Origin of the sequence: Streptomyces sp. NPDC051576 (assembly GCF_040681835.1) — a bacterium.
Lineage (GTDB): Bacteria > Actinomycetota > Actinomycetes > Streptomycetales > Streptomycetaceae > Streptomyces.
The window spans coordinates 610618-631909 of the sequence record NZ_JBFAZO010000002.1; the positions used below are offsets into that span (position 1 = coordinate 610618).

The 21292-nt window shown below is 67.5% G+C and carries 14 protein-coding genes; 4 read left to right on the forward strand and 10 right to left on the reverse strand.

Going from position 1 to position 21292, the window contains the following annotated elements; all coding sequences use genetic code 11:
- Positions 1 to 13: 13 nt before the first annotated feature.
- The 7 genes from AB0M63_RS08600 to ngcE form a co-directional block, all read right to left on the reverse strand.
- Positions 14 to 1333, reverse strand: a complete 1320-nt coding sequence (locus tag AB0M63_RS08600) for a sugar ABC transporter permease (protein WP_355901948.1) — start codon at positions 1331 to 1333, stop codon at positions 14 to 16.
- Complete coding sequence (locus tag AB0M63_RS08605; RefSeq protein ID WP_355901950.1) at positions 1330 to 2118, reverse strand: ATP-binding cassette domain-containing protein; 789 nt, start codon at positions 2116 to 2118, stop codon at positions 1330 to 1332. The genes AB0M63_RS08600 and AB0M63_RS08605 overlap by 4 nt, the downstream gene beginning before the upstream one ends.
- A gap of 209 nt (positions 2119 to 2327) precedes the next feature.
- Entirely contained in the window at positions 2328 to 3422 is a 1095-nt protein-coding gene (locus AB0M63_RS08610) for a substrate-binding domain-containing protein (RefSeq protein ID WP_366018995.1), read from the reverse strand.
- 133 nt (positions 3423 to 3555) lie between these two features.
- Positions 3556 to 4755 carry an ROK family transcriptional regulator gene (locus AB0M63_RS08615; protein WP_355901952.1) on the reverse strand — a complete coding sequence of 400 codons (1200 nt, stop codon included), beginning with the start codon at positions 4753 to 4755 and terminating at the stop codon, positions 3556 to 3558.
- A gap of 183 nt (positions 4756 to 4938) precedes the next feature.
- Complete coding sequence (locus AB0M63_RS08620) at positions 4939 to 5862, reverse strand: carbohydrate ABC transporter permease (protein ID WP_355901954.1); 924 nt, start codon at positions 5860 to 5862, stop codon at positions 4939 to 4941.
- A 4-nt stretch (positions 5863 to 5866) separates the two neighbouring features.
- Positions 5867 to 6793 carry a sugar ABC transporter permease gene (locus AB0M63_RS08625; RefSeq protein WP_355901956.1) on the reverse strand — a complete coding sequence of 309 codons (927 nt, stop codon included), beginning with the start codon at positions 6791 to 6793 and terminating at the stop codon, positions 5867 to 5869.
- A 46-nt stretch (positions 6794 to 6839) separates the two neighbouring features.
- The gene (ngcE, locus tag AB0M63_RS08630) at positions 6840 to 8291 is read right to left on the reverse strand and encodes an N-acetylglucosamine/diacetylchitobiose ABC transporter substrate-binding protein (RefSeq protein ID WP_366018870.1); all 1452 of its coding nucleotides are present in this window, start codon (positions 8289 to 8291) and stop codon (positions 6840 to 6842) included.
- A 370-nt stretch (positions 8292 to 8661) separates the two neighbouring features.
- On the opposite strand from ngcE, the gene AB0M63_RS08635 reads away from it, so the two are divergent.
- The gene (locus AB0M63_RS08635; RefSeq protein ID WP_366018871.1) at positions 8662 to 12444 is read left to right on the forward strand and encodes a GH92 family glycosyl hydrolase; all 3783 of its coding nucleotides are present in this window, start codon (positions 8662 to 8664) and stop codon (positions 12442 to 12444) included.
- A gap of 7 nt (positions 12445 to 12451) precedes the next feature.
- Here the strand turns inward: AB0M63_RS08635 and AB0M63_RS08640 are convergent, their stop codons facing one another.
- The 3 genes from AB0M63_RS08640 to AB0M63_RS08650 form a co-directional block, all read right to left on the reverse strand.
- Positions 12452 to 12826, reverse strand: a complete 375-nt coding sequence (locus AB0M63_RS08640) for a hypothetical protein (protein ID WP_355901962.1) — start codon at positions 12824 to 12826, stop codon at positions 12452 to 12454.
- A 67-nt stretch (positions 12827 to 12893) separates the two neighbouring features.
- Positions 12894 to 16169 (reverse strand): GH92 family glycosyl hydrolase, encoded by a 3276-nt coding sequence (locus tag AB0M63_RS08645; RefSeq protein ID WP_366018872.1) that lies wholly within the window; start codon positions 16167 to 16169, stop codon positions 12894 to 12896.
- A 324-nt stretch (positions 16170 to 16493) separates the two neighbouring features.
- Positions 16494 to 17552, reverse strand: coding sequence for a lytic polysaccharide monooxygenase (locus AB0M63_RS08650; RefSeq protein WP_366018873.1), 1059 nt, complete (start codon positions 17550 to 17552; stop codon positions 16494 to 16496).
- Between the two features lie 290 nt (positions 17553 to 17842).
- Here AB0M63_RS08650 and AB0M63_RS08655 point away from each other — a divergent pair, with 290 nt between their 5' ends.
- The 3 genes from AB0M63_RS08655 (at position 17843) to AB0M63_RS08665 (ending at position 21268) form a co-directional block, all read left to right on the forward strand.
- A complete protein-coding gene (locus AB0M63_RS08655) occupies positions 17843 to 18286 on the forward strand; it encodes a glutaredoxin domain-containing protein (protein WP_366018874.1) in 444 nt (147 codons plus the stop codon).
- Between the two features lie 19 nt (positions 18287 to 18305).
- A complete protein-coding gene (locus AB0M63_RS08660; protein ID WP_366018875.1) occupies positions 18306 to 18878 on the forward strand; it encodes a hypothetical protein in 573 nt (190 codons plus the stop codon).
- Positions 18879 to 19000: 122 nt separating this feature from the next.
- Entirely contained in the window at positions 19001 to 21268 is a 2268-nt protein-coding gene (locus tag AB0M63_RS08665; RefSeq protein ID WP_366018876.1) for a glycoside hydrolase family 27 protein, read from the forward strand.
- The last annotated feature ends 24 nt before the right edge of the window (positions 21269 to 21292 follow it).

The following is a 21292-nucleotide window of genomic DNA, read 5'->3' on the forward strand; positions in this document are numbered from 1 at the left end:
ACAAGGGCGCAGGTCAGCCGCGACCGGCCGCCTTCTGGCTCTTGCGGGACACGGAGTCGATGACGACCGCGCCGAGCAGAACGCCACCCGTGATCATGTACTGGATCGACGTGTTCATGTTGAGCAGGTCGAGGCCGGTCTGGATCGACTGGATGACGAGCATGCCGAGGAGCGCGGACCAGACGGTGCCGCGGCCGCCGAAGAGGCTCGTACCGCCGATGACCGCGGCCGCGATGGCCAGCATCAGGGTGTTGCCGCCACCGGCGTTGAGCGTGGCGCTCTGGGTCTGGCCGGCGAAGAACATACCGCCGACCGCCGCGAAGCCACCCGAGATGGCGAACACGGTGATGCGGATCATGGAGACGTTGATACCGGCACGGCGCGCGGCCTCGATGCCGCCGCCGACCGCGAAGACCTTGCGGCCGTACGGGGTACGACGGAGCACGAAGTCCACGATCACCAGCGAGGCGAGGAAGATCACCAGCGAGTTGGAGACACCGGCCGAGGAGTTCAGCACCGCGGCGGTGACGAACGCGGCCACGGCGAGCAGGCCGACCCGCAGGCCGATCTCACTGGTGGGCCGGAAGGGCACCCCGGCGGCCTTGCGGCGGCGCTGGTCGATGAGCGAGCCGAAGAGCAGCGAGGCGACGCCGAGGGCGGCCAGGATGTAGGCGCCGGCGATCGACTGGTCCATGAAGAACGAGCTCTGGCCGAGCAGGTGCACCGGACCGGTGTCCGGGATGTTGATGGTGCCGCTCGAACCGAGCAGCCACAGCATCAGACCGTTCCAGCCGAGGAAGCCGGCCAGGGTGACGACGAACGCCGGTACGCCGATCCTCGCGAAGAAGAAGCCGTGCAGCGCGCCGATGCCGATGCCCGTGACGATGGTCAGGACCAGCGCCAGCCAGCCGTTCATCCCGTGGTTGACCACGAAGACGGCGAACAGGGTGGACGCCAGACCGCTGACCGAGCCGACGGACAGGTCGATCTCGCCGAGCAGCAGCACGAAGACCAGGCCGATGGCGAGCATGCCGGTGGCCGACAGGTAGTAGCTGATGTTGGACAGGTTGTCCGCGCTCAGGAACCGGCTGTTCTGCAGCTGGAAGATGATGCCGATGACGATCAGGCCGGCGACGACCGGCAGCGAGCCGAGTTCACCGCCCTTGACCTTGCGCTTGAACTCGGTGATGTAGCCCTTGAAGCCCTCTTCGCGGATCAGCAGACGAGGATCGATGACGGTGGCGGCCGCGGCCGCTGCCGTGGGGTCGTCGGCCGGAGCCGGGGCGGTCGGTTCGACCGCGTCCTTCTTCACGGTGCCTGACGTGTCGCTCACTTTGCCGCCTCCGTGCTGCGCACCGCACGACGGGTCACGGCGTTGTCCGTGGCACCGGTGATCGCGGCGATGATCGTTTCCTGACTGGTGTCCTTCACCGGGAAGGAGCCGTTGTTCTTGCCCAGGCGCAGCACGTTGACGGTGTCCGCGACGGCCTTGACGTCGGCCATGTTGTGGCTGATGAGGATGACGCCGAGGTTGCGCTCGCGCAGCCGCTCGACCAGGTCGAGGACCTGGGCGGTCTGCTCGACGCCGAGGGCGGCGGTGGGCTCGTCGAGGATGACGACCTTGGGGTCACCGATCAGCGCGCGGGCGATGGCGACGACCTGCCGCTGGCCTCCGGAGAGGCTGGCGATCGGGATCCGCACACTGGGGATGCGGATGGAGAGCGTGCTCAGCAGCTCCCGGGAGTTCTTCTCCATCGTGACCTCGTCGATCACGCCTCGGCGCAGCAGCTCACGTCCGAGGTAGAGGTTGCCGACGACATCGAGGTTGTCGCAGAGCGCGAGGTCCTGGTAGACCGTCGCGACGCCGAGTCCCTGGGCGTCGTGCGGCTTGTTGATGCTGACCGCGTTGCCCTCCCACTCGATGACTCCTTCATCGATGGGGTGCACTCCGGCGATGGTCTTCACCAGGGTGGACTTTCCTGCGCCGTTGTCGCCGACGAGCGCGACCACTTCTCCGGCGTGGACCTCCAGCTCGACATCGGTGAGGGCCTGCACCGCACCGAATCGCTTGGAGACTCCGCGCAACGCCAGCACGGGCGTAGCGGACACGTGAACCATCTCCTTCGCCGCCTGACCGGCGGGGATGCCGCGCTTGTCAAAAGGCGCGGAGGGTTGTGCCTAGGCACAGATTTACAAGATGAACATGCGCGCGGCCGATGCCAGTTGGCAACGGCTGCGTTCGCACAGGTTCCGATCGGCGCCCGCCCCGCAGCGGGGTTTGAGAGCGGGGCGGACGCCGAAGGGGCTTTGTCACCGCTGGGCGGTGGTTACGACAGACCGGCCGTCTTGCACGCCGCGGCGTAGTCGGCGGTGCAGATCTGCGCGACGGTGTAGAGACCGTCCTTGATGACCGTGTCCTTGATGTTGGCCTTGGTGACCGACACCGGGGTCAGGAGCTGCGAGGGCACCTTGTTGCCCGAGCCGCTGGTCTGGGTCGTGGTGGCGAGCGAGGAGATGCTCTTGTTCTGCGCCAGGTCGACGGCGAGCGTGGCGGCCGCCTCGGCCTCCGGCTTGAAGGCCTTGTAGACGGTGCTGGACTGGGTACCGGCGACGATGCGCTGGATACCGGCGAGCTCCGCGTCCTGACCCGTCAGCGGGATGCCGCTGATGCCCGCGCCCTTGAGGGCGGTGGCGATACCGCCGGCCATGCCGTCGTTGGCGGAGTAGACGCCCGCGATGTTCTTGGCACCGAGCTGGGTGATGGCCGCCGTGACCTTCTGGTTGGCGACGGTGTCCTTCCACAGGCCGGACTGCTCGTAGGCGATGTCGACCTTGCCGTCGAGGGCCTCGTGGGCGCCCTTCTTGAACTGCGCGGCGTTCGGGTCGGCGTCGTCACCGTTGATCATGACGATCTTCGACTTCGTGGTGGCCTTCGAGCCCAGCGCGGTGAGGAGCGCCTCACCCTGGAGCTTGCCGACCTGGACGTTGTCGAAGGACACGTACGCGGAGACCGGGCCCTGGGCCAGACGGTCGTACGCGACGACCTTGATGCCCTTGTTCACGGCCTGCTGGATCGAGGACTTGATCGCGGCCGAGTCCTGGGCGCTGATCACGATGACCTTGACGCCCTTGGTGATCATGCTGCTGACCTGCTGGGCCTGGGTGGCCGCGCTGGCGTTGGCGTTGTTGTACTCGACGGTGCAGCCGGAGCAGAGCTCCTTGACCTTGGCCTCGAAGTACGGCTTGTCGAACTTCTCGTACCGAGTGGTGACACTGTCGGGCAGGAGCAGACCGATCTTGGCGTTGGTGCCGCCCGAGGAGCTGGAGCTGCTGTCGGACTTCTTGTCGTCTCCGGCCTTGCCACAGGCGGCCATGGAGACGGCCATCGTGGTGGCGATGACGGCAACGGCGGCACGACGCATACGCGTGTTCACTTCAGAAACCTCCCTGACGAGGCCGCGACGTTGCGGCCGAGGTGGCTGGAAGTCAACTCGGCCACGCGTGCGACGTCAAGAAGTAAATACTTAACGAGATGGCAACGGCGTCGTGCGTTCTCTAAGTGAAGACAGGTGTGGCCGCGGTCAGCGACCCGTCCAAAAGGGTCGAATCACCCATTTCGCTGAGCGCGAGGGCGAGTGCTCCGAGCACCTCCGCACGGCCTCCAAGTGCCCCCGGGAGAACGGACAGTTGACGCGCCGCACTGGGGATCGCATAGCGGCCGACAGACTCCCTGATCGGCCCGAGCACCAGCTCACCGGCCTCGGCGAGATCGCCGCCGAGGACCACTCGGCTCGGGTTCAGCAAATTGCAGAGATTGGCGACTCCACTGCCGATGTGTCGGCCGACGTCGGCGATCACCCGACGACAGCCCGGGTCTCCGTCCCGTGCCAGCCGTACGACTCCTTCCATGGTCAGGTCGGTGCCGTGACTGGACTGGAGGAGTGGCAGCACATAGCGCGCGGCCGTGAAGGTCTCCAGGCAGCCCCGGTTTCCGCAGCGGCAGACAGGGCCGGACTCATCAAGAGTAATATGCCCGATTTCTCCCGCTGTGCCACCCGGGCCCCGGTAGATCTTGCCGTTGATGACCAGCCCGGCACCGACACCGCTCGCGACCTTGATGTACGCCAGGTCCCTGACCCCCCGGCCGCTGCCCCAGACCAGCTCACCCAGGGCGCCCAGGTTGGCGTCGTTGTCCACGTGCACGGGCACCCCGAGGCGGCTGCCCAGCTCCTCGGCGGGTCTGGTGCCGGACCAGCCCGGGAGGATGGCCGAGGAACCGAGCGTGCCGGACTCCAGGTCGATCGGCCCCGGTACGCCCAGACCCACGCCGGCGATCTTGGAACGGTCGACGCCCGTCGCCGCGATCAGCCGGTTGACCAGCTGTTCCGCCCGGTCGAAACCCTGCGTCGCGGAGGCGTCCACATCGAGCGGCTCGGACTCCTCGGCCAGCACCTGATGGGCCAGGTTCCCGATCGCGACGCGCAAATGGGTGTGCCCGAAGTCGACCCCGATGACGATGCCGGCGTCCCCGCTCAGCGACACGCTGCGGGCCCGGCGGCCGCCCGCCGATGTGGGCGTGACCTCGACGGTTCCGCCGTCCTTGAGCTCGCGCACGATGTTGGAGACCGTCGCGGCGGACAGGCCCGTAGTCCTCGCGATCTCCGCCTGCGTGAGCGACCCGGCCAACCGCACCGCACGGACGACCCGCTCAAGATTGGCTCGGTGCAGTGACGACTGCGACCCCGGAGTCTCCACGACGACCTCCTGCGCGCGGGACCGCTTCGATGAGGCCCCGTCTATGTCCAACTAGTGAACTCTAAGCTGAGCCGTTCGGGTTGCCTCCCGTCAAGAGGTTGAACCGCATCGGGGGTCTCGGACACATACGTGGACACCGCTCCCACGGGCCGGGAGCGGCGTCGACAAGAAAAAGCGGAGCCGCTACTTCAGGGCGCCTGCCGTCAGTCCCTGCACCACCTGACGCTGGAAGACGATGTACGCAACGAGCACCGGCAACATGGCCATCACCAGGCCTGCGAAGAGGCCGGACCAGTCACCCTTGTAGCCCTGGCTGGCCGCCAGTTGCACCAGCCCCTGGGTGAGGACGCGCTTGTCCGGATCGGTGTTCAGCACGGTCGGGAGCATGTACTGGTTCCACTGCCCCAGAAAGTTGAAGATGCCCACGCTGATCAGTCCCGGCTTGGCCATCGGCAACATGATCTGGAAGAACGTCCTGGTGTGGGAGGCACCGTCCACGAACGCCGCCTCCGCCACGGAGGTCGGCAGGGTGCGGAAGAACGCGGTCAGGAAGAAGACCGTGAAAGGCAGCGAATACGCGATGTAGACCAGGATCAGACCGTGGATCGTGTTCAGCAGACCCATGTTGTTGACCACGTAGAACAACGGAACCAGCGCCAGCATGATCGGGAAACTCATGCCGCCGATGAACAGGTAGTAGATGAAGCGGTTGCCCGGGAAGTCGAACCGGGCCAGGACATAGGCCGCCATGGAACCGAGCACCAGGGTTCCGATGAGTGAACCGCCCACCACCAGAACGGTGTTGAGGAAGTAGTCGCTCATATTGGCGTCGGTCCACGCCCGGGCCCAGTTGTCGAAGTGCAGTTTGTCCGGCAGCGCCCACGGCGAGCTGAAGATGGACCCGTCGTCCTTGAAGGACGTCATCACCGCCCACAGCAGCGGCATGACGACCATGAACGCCCACAGGATGAGCATGCCGTGCGAGAAGGCGTTGAGCAGGCCGCCTTCCTTCTTCTCCTTCGGCGGCTCGCCGACCGGTGGGTCGGTCTTCGCGACGGGGACACCGGACTCGGCCGGCACGGGGGCGGGGGTCTCGGTCGTCTTCATGGGATCAGAACTCCAGCCGCTCGCGCCGGCCCAGTCGCATCACGATGGCGGCGAACGCCAGGGTGACGACGAGCAGGGCGACGCCGATGGTCGTGGCATAGGCGGCCTGCCCGTCACGGAACGCCTTCTGGTACACGTACAGGACCATGACGGTGGTCGAGTAGTCGGGACCGCCCGGGCCGGTCGTCATGATCTGTACGACCGCGAACGACTCCGCGCCGAGCGCGAGAATGCCCATGTACACCCAGCCGGACTGCACCGTGTCCCAGAGCAGCGGCAGGGTTATGCGGAAGAACGTGGCCGCCCGGCCCGCGCCGTCGAGCAGCGCGGCCTCGTAGAGATCCGCCGGGATGGAGGCCATACCGGCGGAGAACAGCACCACGAAGAAGCCGACCGAGGACCAGACGAGCACCGCCATCACGCACCACAGGGCGAGGCTCGGGTCGCCCAGCCACAGCGGCTGGACGCTGTCGAGACCGATCCCGCGGAGCAGGGAGTTGATCGCCCCGCTGTCCGGGTTGTACGCGAACGCGAACAACAGGGCGACGATCGCGATCGACAGCACCTGCGGGAAGAAGTACACGATCTTGTAGAACGAGGAGCCGCGGACCCCGGAGATCACCGGGCCGCCCCGGCGCCGCCGTCCGCCCACATTGATCATGAAGGCGAAGAACAGTGCCAGACTGATCGTCACCAGCGGCAGCACCAACGCGAACAGAAGGCTGTGTTGCAACGACTTCCAGAAGATCTCGTCGTTGAACATTCTCCGGTAGTTGGCGAAGCCGACCATTTTGAATTCGGGGCTCAGACCGGTCCAGTCCGTGAACGAGTAGTAGATGGACTGGATGAACGGCCATACGACGAACAGCGCGTACAACCCCAGGGGCACCGCCAGGAACCCCACGATGAACCGGTACTTGCCGTGCTGCATTGCTACCGACCCCGATCTGCGCGGCACCGCCGCTGGTGACGGATCCTCACTGGTGCTTGTAGTGCTTGATCGACGTGTCCTTGGCCGCCGCGTCGGCGAAGCCCTGGATCTTCTTGATGGTCTCGGCCGGGGTGGCCCGTCCCGCCATCATCTCGCCGAGACCGGCCACGCCGATCTGCTCCTTCTGCAACTGCACGTACCAGTCCTGCATCCGCGGGTTCACGACATTGGACCCGGCCAGCTTCAGCGCCGCCACACCGGACGTGAGACCCGGCGTGAGGGTGATGCCCTCGGTGCCGCCGTTGTACGCCGTCAGTGACTTGACCTTGGAGGTGAAGTTCTTCGAGGACGCCTCGCTGAGCATGATGCGCAGCTGCTCCATGCCGCCCGCCGCGTTCGCGGCCTTGGCCGGCACGATGAACGGCTCGCCGCCGGACGCCCAGATGGTGCCGAAGGGCATCTTGTCGGAGCTGTCGATGCCGGTGGGCGCGGAGACGGCGAGGTTGAAGTCCGCCGGGATGACGTTGGCGGACTCGTTCTCCACCCAGGAGCCGTTCGGGATGAACAGCGCCTTGCCCTTGGCCCAGGCCGTCTGCGACTGGATGTGGTCCAGGCCCGGGGTGCCCTTGAGGATGTAGCCCTTCTTGTAGAGCTCGTAGTAGGCCTCGAAGCAGGCCTTGACGGCCGGGTGCTTCCAGGCGTTCGGCTCCAGGTTGTCGATCGCGTTCAGTACCTCGACGCCGCCGACCTTGCCGATCATCGGGTAGAGCGAGAAGGGGATGTAGTACGGGTACTTGCCCGCGTACGTCCAGCCCGCCATGCCCTTCTTCTTGGCCTTCTCACAGACCGCGAGCATCTGGTCCCAGGTCTGCGGGTACTCGGCGTCCAGCGAGTCCAGCGCCTTCTGCGAGTACCAGACGCCGTACACCGTGTAGGCGTAGTACATGATCCAGACAGGGTCACCGTCGAACTGGCCCATCTCCACGATGCCCGGACGCAGGGTGTCGCGGACCTTCTTGTTCGGGTCGTCGTAGGACGCGGCGTCCAGCAGCGGGGTGAGGTCGGTGAGTTGCTTCTTGCCGACCAGAACGCCCATGTCCATCTGCTCGGCACCGGAGTTGTCGATGAGGTCCGGCGGGGTGCCCTGGTTGAAGCGGGGCTGCAACGTCGACTGGATCTTCTGGGTGGCGGAGAACTTGACCTTCGCCTTGGGGAAGTTCTTCTCGTAGATCTTGACGGCGTCCTGCGCGTACTCCTTGCCGAAGCCGCCGTCGAAGAGGACGAACTCCATCTGCGCCGTCTCGTTGACGGCGAGCGGGTTCTTCGCGGTTTTCGTGCCCGCCTTGGCCTTCTTGTCCGAGCCGCTTGAACTGCTCGCACAGGCCGAAAGGAAACTCATCGTGGGTACGGAGATCAGACCGAGTGCGGCCGACCTCTTGATCAATTCGCGGCGGCCGACGCCGTTGGAACCGTTGTTCTCGGCGGAAGTGGATCCCATGCTCAAGTCCTCGCCTTCTCCAGGACTCAGGCGGTGAACCGGATCCTCCCCGGCACCGCGGTCAGGTCGAGCTTGGTCGTGCAGGAGGTACTTCGTGCGTGCTGCTTCGGGAGCGGTGTCGAACGCGACAGGTATAGTCCACTTCCCGCCGACAGAGCAAGATCGAATGCAGGGTAGGTTGTCGGTCTTTTCCGAAGTGAGACCTCGCGGAAATATGAACGCCCTGTGTGTTCGATGACGGAGAAATCCCCGTTATTGCCCTCGAATGCCACACTCAACACCCTTGACATGCCAGGCCACTTGACTCCCTACTGTTCCTTGCGCGTCGTAGCTGACAACGTTGTCCAACGTGCAGGGAGGGTTCTCTCGTATGCGGCACAGATGGTGGAGTTCAGCAGTCGCACTGGCACTGGTGGTGGGCTCGCAGGGAGTGGCGGTCGCGCTTCCGGTCAAGGCCCCTTCCCCGGGCGGGGAGTTCGCCTCCTCCTTCGAGACGGGAGATCCGGCACCCGACTGGCTCAACACGGTCGACACCGCGCCGGACGGCTCCAAGCGCGCCTCCGGCGTCGACGGCGGCTACAGCAGCGGCATCCCCGGCAATGTGACCGACCATGTCACCGACGTCCGGGCCAGCTCCGAGAACACGGGCGGCGGCGAGGTGAAGGAGAACCTCGTCGACGGCGAGTCCGGCACCAAGTGGCTGACCTTCGCGTCCACCGGCTGGGTCGAGTTCGACCTCGACAAGCCGGCCAAGATAGTGACGTACGCGCTGACTTCGGCGAACGACTACGCCGAACGTGATCCGAAGGACTGGACGCTCCAGGGCTCGACGGACGGCAAGGACTGGAAGACCGTCGACACCCGCACCGGCGAGACCTTCGCCGAACGGTTCCAGACCAAGTCCTACGACCTCGCCGAGCCGGCCGAGTACCAGCACTTCCGGCTCGACATCACGAAGAACAACGGCGCGAGCGGCATCCTCCAGCTCGCCGACGTCCAGTTCTCGACCGGCGGCAGCACCGCCCCGATCCCCGAGGACATGCTCTCGCTGGTCGACCGCGGCCCCAGCGGCTCCCCCACCGCCAAGGCGGGCGCCGGCTTCACCGGGAAGCGGGCACTGCGCTACGCGGGCCGCCATACGGCGACGGGACGGGCGTACTCGTACAACAAGATCTTCGACGTGAACGTGGCGGTCGGCAAGGACACCGCACTCTCGTACCGCCTCTTCCCGCAAATGGCCGACGGCGACCGCGACTACGACGCCACGAACGTCTCCGTCGACCTGGTCTTCACGGACGGCACCTATCTCAGCGACCTCGGCGCGACCGACTCGCACGGCTTCGCGCTGACTCCGCAGGGGCAGGGCGCGGCCAAGATCCTCTACGTCAACCAGTGGAACAGCGTCCTCTCGCGGATCGGTTCGGTCGCGGCCGGGAAGACCGTCGACCGGATTCTTCTGGCCTACGACTCCCCCGGCGGCCCGGCGAAGTTCCGCGGCTGGCTGGACGACCTGAGCATCAAGTCGGCCGCACCCGAGAAGCCGAAGGCGCATCTGTCGGACTACGCGCTGACCACCCGGGGCACCAACTCCAGCGGCAGCTTCTCGCGCGGCAACAACTTCCCCGCGACCGCGCTGCCGCACGGCTTCAACTTCTGGACCCCGGTGACGAATTCGTCGTCGCTGAGCTGGCTCTACGACTACGCGCGCGCGAACAACGACGACAACCTGCCGACGCTCCAGGCGCTCAGCCTGAGCCATGAGCCCAGCCCCTGGATGGGCGACCGGCAGACCTTCCAGGTGATGCCGTCGGCGGCCTCGGGAACGCCCAACACCGACCCGAACGCACGGGAGTTGGCCTTCAAGCACGAGAACGAGACCGCGCGCCCGTACTACTACGGCGTCACGTTCGAGAACGGTCTGAAGGCCGAGATGGCCCCGACCGACCACGCGGCCTCGCTGCGCTTCACGTACCCCGGCGACGACGCGAGCGTCATCTTCGACAACGTCACCGAGCAGGCGGGCCTGACCCTCGACAAGGACACCGGGACCGTCACCGGCTACTCGGACGTCAAGTCCGGCCTGTCCACGGGCGCTACGCGGCTCTTCGTCTACGGCGTGTTCGACGCGCCGGTGACGGACGGCTCCTCCAGCGGCGTCAAGGGCTATCTGCGGTTCAAGCCGGGCGCCGACCACACCGTCACCCTGCGCCTGGCCACCTCGCTGATCAGCGTCGACCAGGCCAAGGACAACCTGCGCCAGGAGATCCCGGACGGCACCTCCTTCGACACGGTCAAGCAGCAGGCCCAGAAGGTGTGGGACAAGCTGCTCGGCAAGGTCGAGGTGGAGGGCGCGACGCCCGATCAGCTCACCACGCTGTACTCCAGCATGTACCGGCTGTACCTGTACCCCAACTCCGGCTTCGAGAAGGTCGGTTCGACCTACCAGTACGCCTCGCCGTTCTCCCCGATGCCGAGCCAGGACACCCCGACGCACACCGGCGCGAAGATCGTGAACGGCAAGGTGTACGTCAACAACGGCTTCTGGGACACCTATCGGACCACCTGGCCGGCGTACTCACTTCTGACGTCAAGTCAGGCAGGCGAGATGGTCGACGGGTTCGTGCAGCAGTACAAGGACGGCGGCTGGATCTCGCGCTGGTCCTCCCCCGGTTACGCGGACCTGATGACCGGCACCTCCTCGGATGTCGCGTTCGCGGACGCGTACGTCAAGGGCGTGAAGTTCGACGCCGAGTCGGCCTACGACGCGGCCGTGAAGAACGCGACCGTCGTCCCGCCCGCGTCGGGCGTCGGCCGCAAGGGCATGACCACCTCGCCCTTCCTCGGCTACACGAGCACGGACACGGGCGAGGGCTTCTCCTGGGCGATGGAGGGCTACGTCAACGACTACGGCATCGCCAAGATGGGCCAGGCTCTCTACAAGAAGACCGGCGAGAAGCACTACAAGGAGGAGTCGGAGTACTTCCTCAACCGGGCCCAGGACTACGTGAACCTCTTCGACAAGCAGGCCGGTTTCTTCCAGGGCAGGACAGCGCAGGGCGACTGGCGCCTGGACTCCTCGAAGTACGACCCGCGCGTGTGGGGCTACGACTACACGGAGACCGACGGCTGGGGCTACGCCTTCACCGCCCCGCAGGACAGCCGCGGCCTCGCCAACCTCTACGGCGGGCAGAAGGCCCTCGGGGACAAGCTCGACCAGTACTTCAGCACCCCTGAGACGGCCTCCTCCGACTTCGTCGGCTCCTACGGCGGGGTCATCCACGAGATGACGGAGGCACGGGACGTCCGGATGGGCCAGTACGGTCACTCCAACCAGGTAGCCCACCACGTCATCTACATGTACGACGCGGCCGGCGAGCCCTGGAAGGCCCAGAAGAACGTGCGCGAGGTGCTGTCGCGCCTCTACACCGGCAGCGAGATCGGGCAGGGCTACCACGGCGACGAGGACAACGGCGAGCAGTCGGCCTGGTACCTCTTCTCCGCGCTCGGCTTCTACCCGCTGGTGATGGGCAGCGGCGAATACGCCATCGGCTCCCCGCTGTTCACCAAGGCGACCGTGCACCTGGAGAACGGCAAGGACCTCGTCGTCAAGGCGCCGAAGAACAGCACGAAGAACGTCTATGTGCAGGGCCTGAAGGTCAACGGGCAGACCTGGACGAAGACTTCGCTCCCGCACTCGCTGCTGGAGAAGGGCGGAGTGCTGGACTTCTCGATGGGCTCCAAGCCGTCGTCGTGGGGCAGCGGCAAGAACGCGGCGCCGGTGTCGATCACCACGAACGACAAGGTGCCGACGCCCCGCAGCGACCAACTCGCCGGTGACGGCGCCCTGTTCGACAACACGTCGGCCACGGCCGCGACGGTGACCTCGGTGGACCTGCCGGTCACCAAGGCCACCAAGGGCATCCAGTACACGCTCACGTCGTCGGCCGACCGCACGAAAGCGCCGACCGGCTGGGCCCTCCAGGGCTCGAAGGACGGGACGACCTGGAAGACGCTCGACCGGCGCTCCGGCGAGTCCTTCGCCTGGGACAAGCAGACGCGCGCGTTCTCGGTCGCGTCACCGGGCTCGTACGCGCACTACCGCCTTGTCCTGACCGGCAGTTCGACGCTCGCGGAGGTGGAGCTGCTGGCCTGAGGTCCACTCACGGCACGGGGAGGCGGGGCAGCAGCCGCCGCAACGCCTCCGCGTGCTGGTGGACGCGCTTGACCACGCCTCGTCTGGTCGACGCGAACACCGGGACGTCCTGGGGCGGGCCGCACGCGGCGGCCGTGTACAGGTCGTCCAGCCAAGCGCCGCTCCCCCTGGTGCCGTCCGGCGCCAGGGGGATCAGTCGTGTCAGGACCTCTGATTCGGCGCCGCCCAGGAACCAGACGCGCACCATGAGGTCCGCGCGCAGATAGCGCAGACCGCCGTCTATGTCCTCCGGCGGCGCGAAGCCCTCGTCCCCGACCAGGAACGCGAAGGCCGTACGCGCTTCGGCCCGAAACTCCTCGGGCAGGTGCGGCCGTTTACCCATCTGCGGATGCTCGCACGCGTCGATGTGCCCCCGCCACCGGAACGGGCGAGGGCACACATTGTGGACGTCAGTTCACCGCAAGGGTGAACACATGGAGATCCGGGTCGTCCGGAAGTGTCACGCTCTTGATGGTCTTGCCCGTGGGTGCCGCGAACGGCTTGGTGGCGAACACATAGGTGACGACCGGGTCCTTGTCCGCACCGGCCACGTTGCGGTACGCGGCCCTGGCGACGACCTCGTTGCCGTACTGCACGGTGCCGCCGCCCCCGCCGACCGTCCAGTCCGTGAAGGAGAGATCGATCGGCTCGGTGCTGCCGTCGGTGTAGGTGACGGTCGCCTTCGTCTGCTGGTTGCCGTTGACCGCGCTGCCGACGAAGGACAAGGCGCTGGCGGGCCGCGGGAGTTGGACGGTCTGGCCGGCCGCCGAGACGTTGTCCGGGCGTCCGTTCGGCGAGTTCGGCCAGGTGAAGCCGAGCCCGTCCTCCGTGCCCGTGCCGCCGGGGGTCAGCCCGGCCGCCGCGAGGGCCTGGAGGGAGTAGCTCCAGCCGCCTCCGTCGTAGTCCGCCTCGTCGTGCTCGCCGGTGTCGTCGGAGACCCCGGTGTTGTTGTAGGCGGCGAGGAGGGTGCCGGGCGCGGCCACGGTGAGGGACACCGGCTGCTGGTACGACGTGTCGCCGGAGGTGACGGTGACCTTCACGTCGTAGAAGCCCTGTCGGACGTCGCCCGCGGCGGTGAGGGTGATGTCCTGGGAACCGTCGACCACCGTGCCCTGGGCGGGAGTTGCCGTGACCCCGGTGGGCGTCTCGACGCTGTAGCGGACCTCGGGTCCGGTGCCGCCGCTGAGGGACAGGGCCCGGATGTTCACCTTGGTGCTGTCGCCGGGCGCGAGGGTCGCGGCGGTCGGGCCCACGCCGATCTGGTACGGCTGTTCGCCGGTGCGGAAGGACGGCGGGGCGTCGGCGGGGGCGCTGCCCCAGGTGCGGTTGGGGGTGGTGGAGAGGGTGTAGTCGAGGGTGCCGCCGTTCCTGACGATCGAGGACGAGAGCCAAGGGCGTTCAGTGGTACGGCCGTTGACCTTCAGCGACTGGATGTACGGCGCGTCGGTCGCGGCACCCTTCGCGCGGATGGAGATGTCGTTGCCGTGCGGGCGGTTGATCTCGATGCGCTCGAACAGGGGTGAGGCGAGGGCGAGTTCGGCGCGGGAGGGGACCTGGGGGTACATGCCGAGCGCGGAGAAGACGTACCAGGACGACATCTCGCCGAGGTCGTCGTTGCCGGGGATGCCGGCGGGGTCGGTCGTCCAGAGCTGCTTCATGGCCGCTCTGACGGTCTCCTGGGTCTTGTAGGGCGCGCCCGCGTAGTCGTAGAGGTAGGGGACGTTGACGGACGGCTCGTTGTCCAGCTCGGACTTGTCGCCGCCGCTGCCGGTGAAGGCCCAACTCCCGTCCGCCTCATGGAAGAAGGAGTCGAGGCGGGCCAGCGCCTTGTCCGTGCCGCCCATCGCCGCGAACAGACCCGCCGGGTTGTGCTGGACCATCCAGGTGTACTGGGCGGCCGTGCCCTCCACGAAGCCGTTGCCGGTGCCCGGGGTGAAGCCGGTGACCCAACTGCCGTCGGCCTTGCGGTTGGCGACGTAGCCGCCGGTGGGGTCGGCGGCGATGTTGAAGTTGTTCTGCCACCACTGGGCGCGCTCGCCGAAGTCGGCGGCCGTGCTCTTCTCCCCTGCCGCCGTGGCGAGTTGGGAGAGCGCGAAGTCCGCCGTGGACATCTCCAGCGTCTCGGCGGCGCCGCCCCAGGCATTGGAGACGGACGGCATGTAGTGCAGCTTCAAGTACTTGTCGAGGGAGGGACGTTGGCCCACCGACAGCACCGGCTTGCCGGACGAGGACAGGTCCTGGGCGGTCGGTACGGTCGCCGCCCGCACCAGCGAGCCGAGTGCTCCCTTCAGGTCGAAGTCCGTGCCGCCGAAGGCGCGGATGCCGGCCAGGGCGGTGGGTGAGGGGTCGCCGTTCATGACGTGGGTACCGCTCGCGCCGTGCAGCCAGCGGTCCCAGACTCCCCCGTTCTGCCGGGCGAGTTCGTAGAGGGACTGCGCGATGTCCGAGCCGGTGCGCGGGTTGAGGAGGGTGAGGAGCTGTGCCTGGGAGCGGTAGACGTCCCAGCCGGAGAAGGTGCCGTACTGCGCCAGGTGGCCCTTTCCGACCCTGTGCACCTTGCCGTCGCTGCCGGTGTATCTGCGGTCGGTGTCGCTGATGACGTTCGGGTGCAGGAGGGAGTGGTAGAGCGCGGTGTAGAAGGTGGTGCGCTCGGACTCCGTACCGCCGCCGACCTCGATCGCGCCGAGTTGGTCGCGCCAGGCTCGGTGGGCCGCGTCCTCGACCGCGTCGAAGGTGCGCCTGGGCGGGTTCTCCGCCGCGAGGTTGGCCCGGGCGCCGGCCTGACTGACGTAGGAGATGCCGACCTTGACGCCGACCGGGCCGCTGCCGGGCTCGAACTCGACGTAGCCGCCCGCGCCCTTGCCCGCGACGGGCCGCCCGCCGGTGGTGAAGCCGCCCGTGCCGCCGGTCGCGGAGGTGGCGCCCGGGGTCAGTGTGCCGTCCTGCCAGGTGCCGGTCGTCTTGAAGGCGCGGTCGAAGTGGGCGGTGAAGTACAGGGTGTAGTAGGCGCGTTGGCCCTCGGGGTCGAGGTAGCCGCAGAAGTCGCCGGAGGTGACCGAGCCGGAGACCGTGCGGGTCCTCGGGTCGATGGTGACCGACGAATCGGTGGACCCCACCTCAGAGTTGGCGGTGCGGATCAGCAGTGAGGCGGGCTTGTCGGCCGGGTAGGTGAAGCGGCCGGAGCCGGTGCGGGCCGTCGCCGTGAGGTCGGCGGTGACACCGGAGGCGAGGCCGACCCGGTAGTGGCCGGGTTCGGCGGTCTCGTCGGTGTGGCTGAAGTCGGAGGCGTAGACGGCGTCCTTGGTGTCGCTCGCCGGGGAGGAGGTGACCTCGCCGGCGTACGGGAAGAACGGGATGTCGCCGCTGCCGCCCGCGCAGCCCGTGCCGGACATGTGGGTGAGGCTGAAGCCTCGGATGCGGGTGGCGTCGTACTGGTAACCGCCGGGCGCGGCCGTGCCGGTGGCGCTGCCTCTGGTGTTCTCCGGGCTCCAGGAGAGCATGCCGAAGGGCACGACGGCGCCCGGGAAGACATTGCCGCCGTTCTTGGTGCCGATCAGCGGATCGACGTACGCGCTGGGGTCCTTGACCAGTTGGGCCGGGGCGGCGGTCGCCGCCAGGGCGGGGGTGGCGCCGCCGACCACGAGCGCGGCGGCCAGTGCCAGCAGGGACATGGGACGGAAACGCATGACGCGGCCCCTCCTCCTTCGGACGGGTCGCGCACCACAGGTCGCACAAGCCGCGTGGACAGTAACGTGCGCCACCCGTACCACGGAAGGGCGCGTGCTCCGGCGCGGGCGCACGGGGCGGCCACTCGGACGGTGCACCTGGGTCAACTGGGTTGACATCGTTGTCCGTTGGGGCGGTAGAGTCATAGGGAGACCATTCGACAACGTTGTCGCACCACAGCGTCGCCTCAAGCCACGCACCACCCGGGCGGATTCACCCCCATGACCCGCCCGGCTCGCGGACCCGGTGGCCCCCCGCCCACCGGGTCCGCCCCGAGCAGCGGGTCAACCGACCTGGCAGGGCAGGGCAGTTGCCGGATCACCTCCGTCGCCGTTCACGGTGTAGCCGAAGGTGGTGCTCTGCCCCGGGCTCAGTGAGCCGTTCCAGTCGGCGTTGTGGACCATCACGTCCTGGCCGTTGTAGGTCGCGTTGCCGTTCCACAGGCTGGCGACCGACTGACCGCCGGGGAGCGACCAGTTGACCATCCAGCCGAGCATCGGGACGTCGCCGCTGTTGGTGACGGTCACCTCGGACTGATAGCCGCCGGGCCAACTGCCCGTCGTACGGCGGGTGGCGGAGCAGACGCCGGACACCGGGTCGGTGGGGTTGCCCGGGTCGTGGATGCCCGTCACCTCGCCGTTGCCGCCGTCGAAGACGACGTCGGAGCAGGAGTAGAAGGTCTCCGTGCTGTCCGAGCGCTGCCACACCATGTAGATGATGTGGCGCCCCGACTTGTTCGCCGGAAGCTGGCCGGTCCAGGAGTAGTTGGCCTCGACCGTGCCCGGGGTGCCGTTGAGCGGCGGGTGGTCGACGGTGAGGAACGGGGTGTCCTCCATGTCGTCCCAGGTGAGTGTCTTCGTCGGGTCGAAGCCGTCCTTGGTGATGTAGACGTAGAACCAACCCGGGTGCGCCGCCCAGGCGTTGTACGAGAAGTCGACCGTCGCGCCCGAGGTGAGGTGCGTGACGGGCCAGTCGTCGCGTGGCAGGTTGAAGCCGGTGAAGTTGGGGTTGCCGCCGCTGCACAGCTCACCGTCCGGCACGAAGCCGCGGGTGCGGCCGGCGCCGTCGGAGCGCAGCACCGAGAACCAGTTGTAGAACGGCGTGGTCCCGCTGACCTGTTGGGCCGCCTTGCAGGCCTGGTTGACCGGTTTGATCTCGCCGGTGTCGGTGAGGGCGTCCTGCCAGCAGAGGAAGGTGCGGCTGCCGGGTTTCATGGGGGTGCCGTGGGCCTCCGCCCGGCCGCCGGTGGCGAGGATCAGGGCCAGGGCGGGGATGGTGGTGAGGAGGGCCATGAGCACGAGGAAGAGGGCTCGGCGGGGGGTGGGGCGCGGTAATCGCGGCATGGTGCTCGCTGAGGTTCCGTTTGATGTTGTCATAGGCATGACAGTTCTACGTCCCTTCGCTCGGCGGTCGTGAGGAACGTGCGGATGGGGATGCGCGGGGTGGGGCGATCCCGGGGGCGCCGGACGGGTTCCGGACCGTCGGACGATGGGAGCGCTCCCACCCCACTTGTCCGTGAAGTTAGCGCGGACTGGGGTGGCTGTAAACGGCGGGCGGGGGTTGAAGTGGCGGTCGGGGCGGGGTTGTTCGAGAACCGGTGGTGTGTTCCGACTCATCGGTAGTCTGAGTCACCATGATGCGCGCCTGGACCTTGCCGATACTGCTCACCCTCTGCGGCTCAGCCCTCGCGACCGCGCTGACCTTCGGAGGGAACCCCGGCACGGCCGCGGCACTCCTGCTGGTGTTCCTGGCGCTCGCGAGCCTGAACTCGCCCCTGATCTTCCCGAGGTCGATCGGCGCGCGGGAGGCCGAGCGCCGTAGCGCGGTCGACGGCCGGCCGGTCGTCCTGTGGCGGCCGGGCTGTGCGTACTGCATACGCTTGCGCATCCGACTGGGCCGCAGTGGCCGCCAGTTGCACTGGGTCAACATCTGGCGCGACCCGGAGGCAGCGGCGGCGGCGAGGGCGGCCAACGACGGCAACGAGACGGTGCCGACGGTCGTCGTGGCGGGCGAGGCGCACACCAATCCCGATCCGGCCTGGGTACGCGAACAGCTCGCCCCTTCCACTTCCGCGTGAAGCCCCTACGATCCCCGGCATGATCGCAGTCGTCGTCACCGTCGCGCTGACCTTCGCCGGGTTCGCTGTCACGTATCTCAACGGTCTGCGGCTGGCGCAGCGGCAGGAGCGGCTCGCTCGGGTCAATCGGCAACTCAGTGAGTTCTACGGCCCGTTGTTCGCGCTGGCCGAGGCCAACGCCCGCACTTTCGCCGCGTTCCGGGAGCGGCACGCCCGCCCCGGGGGCGTCTCACCCTTCGCCGACGCCACTCCGCCGACCGAGCAGGAGTCGGCCGAGTGGCGGCTGTGGGTGACGGCCGTCTTCCTGCCGGTGCTCCGGGAGATGCGCGAACTCGTCATCGGGCGGGCGGATCTGCTGCGCGAGCCGGAAATGCCCACCCTGCTGTTGGAGTTGTGCGCCCACGCGGCGGGATACGAGATCACCGCGGCGCGTTGGGCGCAGGGCGACTTCTCGGAGCATCTGTCGCTGGTCCCGTTCCCGGGCCCGGAGCTGGCCTCCTACGCGCGCCGCGGCTTCGGTGAACTGAAGCTGGAGCAGGCGCGGTTGCTGGGCGGGGGGACTGATGGCACCACAGTGACCCCACAGACTTGACCCAGTTTTGGCCAACCGCGCTATGTGGTGGCCGGAGTTCGGTCCTGTTCACTTGTCGCGTCCACGGGGTTGGTTCTTGACGTTTTCTGAGTCAAGTGGGCGTTGCGATGGAGGAACAGCTCATGAGAAGACAGATCCGCGGAGTAGTGGCCGCGTTCACCGGAGCCTTGCTGCTCACCATGGGAATCACCGTGTCCGGAGGCCAGTCCGCGCGAGCCGATGACAACGGTGTCGGGCTCAAGCCCGTGCTGGGATGGAGCAGTTGGAGCTTCGTCCGGCGTAATCCGACCGCGCAGACCATCGAGGCCCAGGCGAAGGCGCTGAAGACCAGCGGCCTGGCGAAAAACGGTTACGTCTACGCCAACATCGACGACTTCTGGTACCAGTGCCCGGGCGACCAGGGCCCGGACGTCGACCAGTACGGCCGCTGGGTCACCGACCCCGCCAAGTTCCCGCCGCGCGGGAGTGAGAACGGCATCCAGGTCGTGGCCGACTATGTCCACTCCCTCGGGCTGAAGTTCGGCCTGTACGTCACCCCCGGCATCTCGAAGCAGGCGGTCGCCAAGAACACCGAGATCAAGGGAACCCCTTACCACGCACGGGACATCGCCACCACGACGACCGAGAACAACTACAACTGCGGTGGCATGGTGGGCATCGACTACACCAAGCCCGGCGCGCAGACGTACATCGACTCGTGGGCCGGTCAGTTCGCGGGCTGGGGTATCGACTATCTCAAGATCGACGGTGTCGGCACGTCCGACCAACAGGACGTCCAGGCCTGGTCGGACGCCCTGCACCACACCGGCCGGCCCATCCATCTGGAGCTGTCCAACAACCTCGACATCAACAACGCGGCCACCTGGAAGAAGCTCTCCAACGGCTGGCGCACCGGCGGCGACATCGAGTGCTACTGCGGTCCTGACGGCAGCAGTTACCCCCTGACCACCTGGGCCTCCGTCGCCTCGCGCTTCGATCAGGTCGCGGCCTGGGCACCGTACGGCGGACCCGGCGGTTACAACGACTACGACTCCCTGGAGATCGGCAACGGCGCGAACAACGGCCTGACGCCCGACGAGCGCAGGACCCAGATGAGCCTGTGGTCGCTGGCCGCCTCTCCGCTGATCCTCGGCACCGACCTCACCCACCTCGACGCCGCCGACCTCGCGTTGCTGAAGAACACCGATGTCCTCGGGGTCGACCAGGACGGCGTCGACGCCAAGCGGATCTCTTCGGACGCGAACTCCCAGGTGTTCGCCAAGACCGAGGCCGACGGCGATGTCGTGGTCGGTCTGTTCAACACCGGGCCGGCTCCCCGGGAGGTGGCCACGACCGCTTCCGCGCTGGGGCTTGCCAAGGCGCGCGACTACTCCCTGCGGGATCTGTGGAGCCACGGGCTGACCGAGTCCGCGGGCCGGATCGCCGCCGACGTTCCGGCGCACGGCGTGGTCCTGTACCGGGTGCACGGCAGCCGTCACGTGGTGTCCGGCGCGGCTCCGGATGTCTCCTTCGGGCTCAACTGGGCCCCGGCGGCGAGCGACAGCACCACTCGTACCGTGACCGCTGTCCTGTCCGACAACGGGTCGCGGCCGATCACCGACAACGCCCTGACCCTCACCGGGTCGGCGGGCACGAAGATCACGACCCGTTCGGCGACCGAGGCGCGGACGATCCGCGGCGGCCACGCACTCAAGGTCACCTACTCCGTGTCCATCCCGCCCTCGGCGAAGCTCTTCGCCTCAAGCGACTTCCAGGGGACGGCGACCTACCGCTTCGGGTCGGCGCCGAAGACCCGGCTCACCGCTGGGGACACGATCACCGTCAACCACCAAGTGACGGCCCCGTACAAGACGTTCGCCTCCACCACGGCGAGCTTCAGCCAGTCCGGCACTCAACTCGGTATCCGGGCCCAGGGCGCGGACCTGTACAACGGCACCAACGAGTACGGCTCGATCTATCTGCCCGGAGCCGAGCACGACGGTTCGGTGACGACCGTGAAGCTCGGCTCCCAGTCGGACACGGACGTCTGGGCGAAGGCCGGGATCATGGTCCGCAACGACATCACCCAGCCCGACACCTCCCCCGGCTATCTGGCCCTCGTCGCGACCCCGGGCAACGGCTATCTGCTCGACTGGGACAGCGACGGCGACGGGAAGCTCGACTCCCAGGACTCCACCGGTACCGCCGTCTACCCCTCGTGGCTGAAGCTCGTCCGTGACGGCACCTCGTACAGCGGCTACTACTCGACCGACAACTCCACCTGGAACCTGGTCGGCACCATCACCGTCCCGACCGCCGCGGCCACCCAGGACGTCGGCCTGACCCAGACCTCGCACGCCTCGGGCACGACGGGCGAGGCCGACTTCGACGCGTTCACGACCTCTCCCTAGGGTCGGTCCGACAGTCGGCGATAC